Here is a 6,428-nt window from a genome sequence, read left to right on the forward strand (position 1 = left end):
TCCTTCCACCGCGATCACTGATGATCACCCGCGATCACCAAGGATCGTTACTGATCACCGAACCCCCCATGGAAGGACCCCCGTGCGCGCACCCCGCAGCCGGGCGACGGCCGCTCTCGTCTCCGCGGCCGTCGCCGTCCCCGTCCTCTTCGCCGCCGCACCCCAGGCCGGCGCGCAGGGCGACCACAAGCCGCACCCGAGCACGCAGGAGCGGCAGGCGAAGAAGCTCGCCAAGAAGCTCGTCGAGAAGTCCTCCGGCAAGAGCGCCTACCGCCACCTGGAGAAGTTCCAGGAGATAGCGGACAAGAACGGCGGCAACCGGGCCGCGGGCACCAAGGGTCACAAGGCGTCCACCACGTACGTGCACGACCGCCTGAAGAAGGCCGGCTACAAGGTCTCGTACCAGGACTTCACGTTCTACGAGTCGAAGACGCTGCGCGAGGGCGCGGCCGTCCTGTCGCCCGAGGCGCGCAAGCTCAACGCCGTGGCCTTCGACTTCAGCAAGGCGACGCCCGAGGGCGGCATCCAGGCGCCGCTCGCGGCCGCCCGCGTCGACGACACCCCCGGCTGCGAGGCCGACGACTACACCTCGGACACCTTCACCGGCAAGATCGCCCTGGTGAAGCGCGGCACCTGCACCTTCGCCGAGAAGGAGGCCGCCGCGGCCAAGGCGGGCGCCGTCGGCCTGCTCCTGTACAACCACTCCGGTGACAAGCCCGTCCACGGCAACCTGGAGACCCCGGACAACGCGCACATCCCGGCCGCGGGCATCACCCTGGCCGAGGGCGAGGCGCTCGCCAAGCAGATCGCCCAGGGCGAGGTGAAGGTCTCCCTGGACGTCGCCACCAAGGCCGTCCCGCACAAGACGCGCAACGTCATCGCGGAGACCCGCGGCGGTCGCGCCGACCGCGTCGTCGGCCTCGGTGCCCACCTGGACTCCGTGACCGAGGGCCCGGGCATCAACGACAACGGATCCGGCTCGGCCGGTCTGATCGAGGTGGCCGAGAAGCTCGCCAAGGCGACCAACGGCGGCAAGAAGCTGAACAACAAGGTCCGCTTCTCCTGGTGGTCCGCCGAGGAGCTGGGCCTGCTCGGCTCCGACCACTACGTGAAGACGCTGACGGCCAAGCAGAAGAAGAACATCAAGCTGTACCTGAACTTCGACATGATCGGCTCGCCGAACGGCGCCGAGCTGGTCTACGACGGCGACAACTCCGACAACGCCGGCTCCGGCCCCGGCCCCAAGGGCTCCGCCCAGATCGAGAAGCTGATCAACGGCTTCCTCGACAAGAAGAAGGTCCCGCACTGGGGCACCGACTTCGACGGCCGCTCCGACTACGGCCCCTTCATCGCCGAGGGCATCCCCGCGGGCGGCACCTTCACCGGCGCCGAGGGCCTCAAGACCGCGGAGCAGGCGGCGAAGGCGGGCGGCAAGGCCGGCAAGGCGTACGACCCGAACTACCACGGCAAGGGCGACACCCTGAAGAACATCGACCGCAAGATCTTCGATGTGAACGTCGACGTCATCGCGAACGCGGTCGGCGTCTACGCGCAGGACCTCGGCTCGCTCAAGCGCTGACCCGGCGCGGTACTCCCGCACACACGAGAACGGGGCGGGCACCTGGATCAGGTGCCCGCCCCTTCCGCATGCCGTGCCGCGGAGGTCTCCGTACGAGCTACTCGGTGACCTTCGTGACCGTCACGGTGCCGGTGCCCGCGACGGTGCCGCGCGCGTTCAGGAGGTTGACCTCGCCGAAGAGTACCCGGCCCGAGGCGGCGGGGGCGCCCGCGACCAGCTCGGCGGTGACGGGGGCGGTCTCGCCGTTGGCGAGCTTCACCGCCTTGGCCTCGTCGACCTTGACCTGGCCGAGCGACGCGGAGAAGAACACGTCACGGTAGTCGTACGCGGTCTGGCCGGACGGGATGGAGTAGCCCGCGACCTCGATCGTGTACGTGCCCGGGGCGGGCTTGGCGATGCTCACCGATTCGTCCGAGTCGCCGTCCGCCGACTGACCCACGACCCGGCCGTCCTTGAGGACCGCGAGGTCGAGGTCGGCGCGGGCGTCCGAGGTGCCGCCGATCGCGGCGTCCAGACGCTCGGCGCCCTCGGGCACCACGACCGTCGTGGTCTGCTTCTGGCCCTGCTTGACGGTCGGCCGCGCGGTGACGGCCGAGCCGAGCGAGCCGCCCTTCAGCTTGCCGTCCACCGCGGCGTAGTCGTTCGTCGCCTTCCAGGTGACCGGGGTGGGCTGCCCGACCTTGGCGTCGTCGACCTTCTGCGGCGCCGGGGCGAAGGACACGCCGAGCGCGGCCACGTTCAGCGTGTACGGGTTGTCGAGCACCGGCGACGTACGCCGCGACTCGACCTCGATCTCCCAGACGCCCGGCGTCGGGTCCTTGTACGACCGCAGGTCGGGACGGCAGGTGTTGTCCGGGTTCGGGAAGTTCGGGTAGCAGACGAGCGAGGACGTCTCCTCCGACGGCAGGCCGTAGGGGTGCACGGAGATGAAGCGCGTCTGGCTCTTGTCCGCGAGCCCGCCGAGGGCGACCTCAAGGGTCTTCGCGCCCTTGGGGACCGTCACGAAGTACGACTTGGTGCTGTTGCGCTGCACCGAGCCCTTGGCCGTGTACGTGAACTTCGGCTTGGCCAGCTCCTTGGAGACCACCACGGTCGTCATGATCTGGTGGTCGATGCCGCGCGTGCGCTTGTCGTTCACGGTCAGGCGGGCGCTGGAGACACCGGCCGACTTCGGCTTGGCCTCCACCTTGACGGTGACGGGCTTGTCGCGGGCCAGCAGGATCTCGGACGGGCCGACGAGCCGGAACGTCTTCTCGTGGTTGTTCGCGAACTTCAGCTCGTGCCGCACCGGGCCGCGCGGGCCCGTGGTCCGGGTGACGGTGACCTTGTAGGTCTTCTTCTGGCCCGCCTTCAGGCCGCCCTCGCGGTCGTACAGGCCGGTGCCGGGCTTCTTCAGCTCCTGCTCGAGGGCCGTGTCGACGGGGGCCTTCACGGTGTACTCGTGCGCCTTGGCACCGCCCTTGATGGCGTCCCAGGCACCCATGACGTCCATGCGGCCGGTGCCCTGCGCGTAGGCCTGGACGCCGGGGATGCGGTCGGCGGTCGAGGTGAGCGCGGTGCGCAGCTTCGCCGGGGTCAGGTCGATCCGCTGCTGCTTGGCGGCGCTGAGCAGCAGCGCGGCGGAGCCCGCCGCCTGCGGCGACGACATCGACGTGCCGTTCAGCATCGAGTAGCCGGCGGGGAGCTTGTAGCCCGCCTCGGCGACCGGGCCGCCGGGCAGCCAGGTCTGCGTGGTGTTGATGGCCGAGCCGGGCGCGGTGATCAGGGGCTGGAAGCCGCCGTCCTCACGCGGGCCGCGCGAGGAGAAGTTGAACATCGCGTACTTCTTCGCGACCTCGGAGCCGTAGTTGGCGGCCCAGGTCTCCTTGGAGATGGCCGCGCCCACGGAGATGACGTGGTCGGCGAGGCCGGGGTCGCCGATGGTGTTGGCGCCGGGGCCCTCGTTGCCGGCGGAGATCACCAGCTGCACGCCGTAGGTGTCGATGAGGCGCTTGTACAGCTCGGCGCGGGCGTTGTTGCCGTCGTTGAGCGCGGGCAGGCCGCCGATGGACATGTTGACGATGTCGACACCGCGCTTGGTGACGAGGTCGATCATGCCCTCGGTAAGCGCCACGTTGGTGCAGCCGCCGGACCAGGTGCAGGCGCGCGAGGAGACGACCTTGGCGCCGGGCGCGGCGCCGCTCATCTTGCCGCCGAACAGCTTGTTGGCGGCCGTGATGCCCGCGACGTGCGTGCCGTGCTCGGACTCGATGAGGCCGATGTTCACGAAGTCGGCCTTCTTGCCGACCCAGTCGCCGCCGTACGGGTCCGTCGGGACGTCCTTGCGGATCTCCACGACGAACGGCACGCGCTCGGCGACGTCGGTGGCCGGGTCGTCCTTGCCGAAGTAGGCGACCTGGTGCTTGTCCCCGTAGGGCTTCATCGCCTTGTCGTCGGTGAAGTCCTTGTTGTCGTTCAGGTCGACGCGGACCGTGCCGGCGGCGGGGTCGTACAGGACACCCCAGCTGTCGGTCGTGTCGCCGTCCCGGTTGAGGTCACCCTTGGCGTCGCCGCCGGTGGTGGCGGCCTCGCGGAACCGGCTGATCTGGAAGGCCCCGGACGGCGCCTTCCAGGTGTCCCCGTCCCACGTGAAGGCCGGGCCGCTGACCGGGTTCGTCATCCGCCGCCAGGTGCCGTCGCCGTCGACGATCGGGTCGGTGGCCGTCACCCAGTCGGTGATCTTGCGCTCGCCGGTGGTGGTCTTCTGGAGCGCCGGGTGCCCGAGGTCGACGCCCGAGTCGAGGACGCCGATGGTGATCCCGCGTCCGTCGGCCTTCGGGTGCTTCTTCACGAAGTCCACGGCGCCCGTCTCGAAGGACGGGTTGTACGGGTTCTTGGCGGGCGTGTTCTTGCCGGGCGCGGGGTAGGTGTCGACGCCCGCGGCGGGCCCGGCCCCCTTCGCGCTCCGCGGCTTCGGGTCGTCCAGCTCGATCTCCTGCCGCAGATCGATGCCGTGCACCGTGGTGAGCTTGCTCGCCGCCTTGATCGCGGCGTCGGCCTTCGCGGTCGGCACGGAGGCGCGGACGTAGCCGAGCTTGTCGTACGTGCGGCCCACCGAGCCGCCCTCGACGGCGTCGAGCTGCTCAGCGACCTGCTCGGTCGCGCCGGGCTCGGTCGCGACCATCATGGTGACGGTCTTGTCCTTGTCCGCCTTCGCGTCCGCGAGCAGCTCCGCGTCGGCGGCGCCCAGCTTGGCGGCGGCGGACTTCGGGGCCGGGGCGGGCGTGTCGTCGGCGAAGGCGAGGGGGAGCGGGGCCGCCGCGGTCAGGGCGGCGGCCACGGCTATCGCGGTGGCGAGGCGGGCGGTGCGTCTCGCGCCCGGGGCGTCCTCGGGGGACTTCTGTGCTTCGCGGGTCATCTACATCCCTGTACGTGAATTCGAAGTGGTCAATTTCGAAGTGGCCAAAGCGGTCCGGAAATCGGGGCCGGATGACCGCTCAGCTTTACGCAAGGGGTGCCACCTTGGGGAGCCCTGCCTGCCCCAGGGTTGCGCGGTGGCGTACTTCCGCCATACGCCACCTGGAACAACCCACCTCATACCGTGATTTGCTCCCCACTCGCGCGACGGTGGGGAAGCCGCCAGGTCGGGGCCGGGCCGGGTCGCTGGGGTGGTAACGGGTGGGTGGGTGGGGGAAGACCCGCCGCGGCAGCGGTGGGGCCCCGGTTCGAGACCCAGGGGTCAGGCGAGGTGGCCGCTGGCCGGCCGCCCCCGCCAGAGGTCGAGCCCCACATCCACCAGGCTCACCCGGTCAAGGCCCGACACGGAGTCCAGCGCGTGCCAAGCCGCAAGATCCGTAGACCCAGTCGTCTCGTGGCGCAGCGCCCCCCCGACCACCCGCCCCTCGTACACGAGCCGCACCCCGTGGAAGTCGGCAACCGCCCCGAGCCGCCGCGGATACCGCCGCCGCAGCGAGTCGACGCCGAGCAGCACGACGGGCTCGACGGCGTACCCCGTCTCCTCGTCGACCTCGCGGATCACCGTGTCGTAGGGGTCCTCGCCGTGGTCCATGCCGCCCCCGGGCAGCGTCCAGCGCTTGCTGCCGTCCCCCGCGACCCAGCGGGCGAGCAGCACCGATCCGTCCCGAACGCATACGGCGTAGGCCGCCACCCGCAGCTCCTTGTGCATTCGCTGACGTTAGACCGCGTACACCGGCAAGGCACGGTCTGTTACCCAACTGCCGATCACGGGCTGGCGGGGGAGTACTCCGGGGCGGACCAGGTCCACGGGCTGGCCCCGGCGGTCTCGACGGCCTGGGTGAGGCGGAAGCGGACGGTGCGTTCGCCGCCCGGCCCGTACTCGGTGGCGGCGGTGCCGGTGAGCTGGAGCGCGGTGCCGTCGGTCCAGTCGAGGAAGAGCAGCCCGGCGCCGGAGTCGGCGGTGAGGTTGCCGAGGGTGAGGAACATGGCGTTGCCCGCGTAGTCGGGCCAGCTCAGTTCGTACGGCGAGAGGACCCGGACGAAGCCGGGGTTGCCGCCCCGGTGGCTGGCGTCGGCGCCGCCGTCGCGCACGGTGGCGATGAAGAAGGTGTCGGCGGCGGCGACGAACCGCTGCTGTGCGGCGCTCAGTTCGGAGCTGACGCGCGAAGGCCCCGCCGGGCCCGCCCGCCGCTCCCCGGCCAACTGCCGCTTCTGGAGGTACTTGGGGCAGTTGGAGAACACCTGGTCCGCCTCGATCGCGAGGCCGCGCGGCGTCGGCCGGGCCCGGCCGCCCAGTCGCATCCGGCGCCGGGTGCGCGGGTCAAGGGCGAGGGTGCCCACGGGCGTGCCGGGGCGGGCGAGCGCGGCGGAGAGCGGATCGCCCGCCCCGGCC

General features: G+C 70.9%; 4 protein-coding genes. 1 reads left to right on the forward strand and 3 read right to left on the reverse strand.

Annotated elements, in window-relative coordinates:
* The first annotated feature begins 82 nt into the window (after window positions 1–82).
* Window positions 83–1,579 (forward strand): M28 family peptidase, encoded by a 1,497-nt coding sequence (locus tag AC07GB_RS38985; RefSeq protein ID WP_478854185.1) that lies wholly within the window; start codon window positions 83–85, stop codon window positions 1,577–1,579.
* A gap of 97 nt (window positions 1,580–1,676) precedes the next feature.
* On the opposite strand, the gene AC07GB_RS38990 is transcribed toward AC07GB_RS38985, so the two are convergent.
* From AC07GB_RS38990 to AC07GB_RS39000, 3 genes are all read right to left on the reverse strand, one after another.
* Window positions 1,677–4,976 (reverse strand): S8 family serine peptidase, encoded by a 3,300-nt coding sequence (locus AC07GB_RS38990; protein ID WP_478854187.1) that lies wholly within the window; start codon window positions 4,974–4,976, stop codon window positions 1,677–1,679.
* 321 nt (window positions 4,977–5,297) lie between these two features.
* Window positions 5,298–5,744 carry an NUDIX hydrolase gene (locus AC07GB_RS38995; RefSeq protein ID WP_478854189.1) on the reverse strand — a complete coding sequence of 149 codons (447 nt, stop codon included), beginning with the start codon at window positions 5,742–5,744 and terminating at the stop codon, window positions 5,298–5,300.
* 56 nt (window positions 5,745–5,800) lie between these two features.
* On the reverse strand, window positions 5,801–6,428 hold a 628-nt coding region (locus tag AC07GB_RS39000), incomplete at its 5' end, for a pyridoxamine 5'-phosphate oxidase family protein (protein WP_478854191.1).

The organism is Streptomyces sp. NPDC045778 (genome assembly GCF_056431945.1).

Excerpts from the sequence above, each read along its gene's own strand:
- AC07GB_RS38990 (WP_478854187.1), bottom strand. The coding sequence starts at position 4,976 with ATGACCCGCGAAGCACAGAAGTCCCCCGAGGACGCCCCGGGCGCGAGA.
- AC07GB_RS38995 (WP_478854189.1), bottom strand. The coding sequence starts at position 5,744 with ATGCACAAGGAGCTGCGGGTGGCGGCCTACGCCGTATGCGTTCGGGAC.